Source organism: Cellvibrio mixtus subsp. mixtus J3-8, assembly GCF_000766945.1.
GTDB classification, from domain to species: domain Bacteria; phylum Pseudomonadota; class Gammaproteobacteria; order Pseudomonadales; family Cellvibrionaceae; genus Cellvibrio; species Cellvibrio mixtus_A.
Genome location: NZ_KN266219.1, coordinates 8,267 through 9,228, shown reverse-complemented (window position 1 = coordinate 9,228; position 962 = coordinate 8,267). Strand labels below are relative to the sequence as shown.

General features: G+C 47.2%; 2 protein-coding genes. Both read right to left on the bottom strand.

Translation table 11 applies throughout. The features are described 5' to 3' along the window. Positions 1–43 precede the first annotated feature (43 nt). Entirely contained in the window at positions 44–634 is a 591-nt protein-coding gene (locus tag A596_RS21560; protein WP_039918814.1) for a phage baseplate assembly protein V, read from the bottom strand. Between the two features lie 84 nt (positions 635–718). Next, the coding region (locus A596_RS23255; protein ID WP_039918823.1) for a phage virion morphogenesis protein at positions 719–962 on the bottom strand (244 nt) is incomplete at its 5' end.

Sequence of the window (962 nt, the reverse complement as noted above, 5' to 3'; positions counted from 1 at the left end):
CAGCCAGCGCAGTCCCGTGATTGCGATTCATGCCGCTCATGGGTTACTCCGCTGTAACGATTTTTGAAAAATCGGCGTGAGGGGTTTGTGTGTAGGCACACAAATGTTTGCCGGTCACTACACCAGCCCCACCTTTGCCTAGCTCGATTTTTGGGGCGGTAATTTGAGCGATCATTTCAACGTCGATTTTTGCCGCACCACCAACTTTGGCAGTCAAGTCTTGATCAATTTTCACGGTTGCATTTTTTTCGACGTGAATATTCGCATCGCCTTTAATATTGATATCAAGGCGGTTTTCGGCGTGGTCATACGAAAGCGTGGAGCCATCGGGAAATTTGCGCAGCCACAAATTTTTATTATCACTGGGCGCAGGGAATTGATCGCTATAAATTCCGGTAACGGCAATCGCTTGTGCCAGATCACCCGCAGGAGAAAATAAAATAACTTGTTCGCCCTCAATGGGCGGGTCCCAATCGGCAGTAGTTGCAGCGCGCAAATTTAACCAGTGCAACCAGTCAGTTTCGTTGTCACCGGTTTTTACGCGCACGCGAGGTGGTTGATATTGCACCTCGGCAACAGTGCCGAGGCGTATCAAGTTGTGAAGTAAACGGAGAATTTCAGCTGGCTCTATCATGTATCCATGATGACAGGCAGACTTTGTAGAAGCAGCTTTTACAACTTGTAATGCTTGCTATTACAAGTTGTTATTTTTGAAAAATTATTTTAAGTGATTTAACACCATGCTGGTGATTGCTTCGCGATCTTCGCGGGAGAAGCCTAACAGCTTTCGCTCTGGATAGGTATATTCAACATGATTATTTACCTTGCCGCGCAATCCGTAATGATGCTCGGCTGCAATACGGCCGGCACGCCCTAGAATATTTATAGTGGCGTTATGTGGCGTGGTAGACGTTCGCATAAATCGCGCCAGCCGCAATTTGGAAAACATCGCCCCGCGTTTT

Excerpts from the sequence above, each read along its gene's own strand:
- A596_RS21560 (WP_039918814.1), bottom strand. The coding sequence starts at position 634 with ATGATAGAGCCAGCTGAAATTCTCCGTTTACTTCACAACTTGATACGC.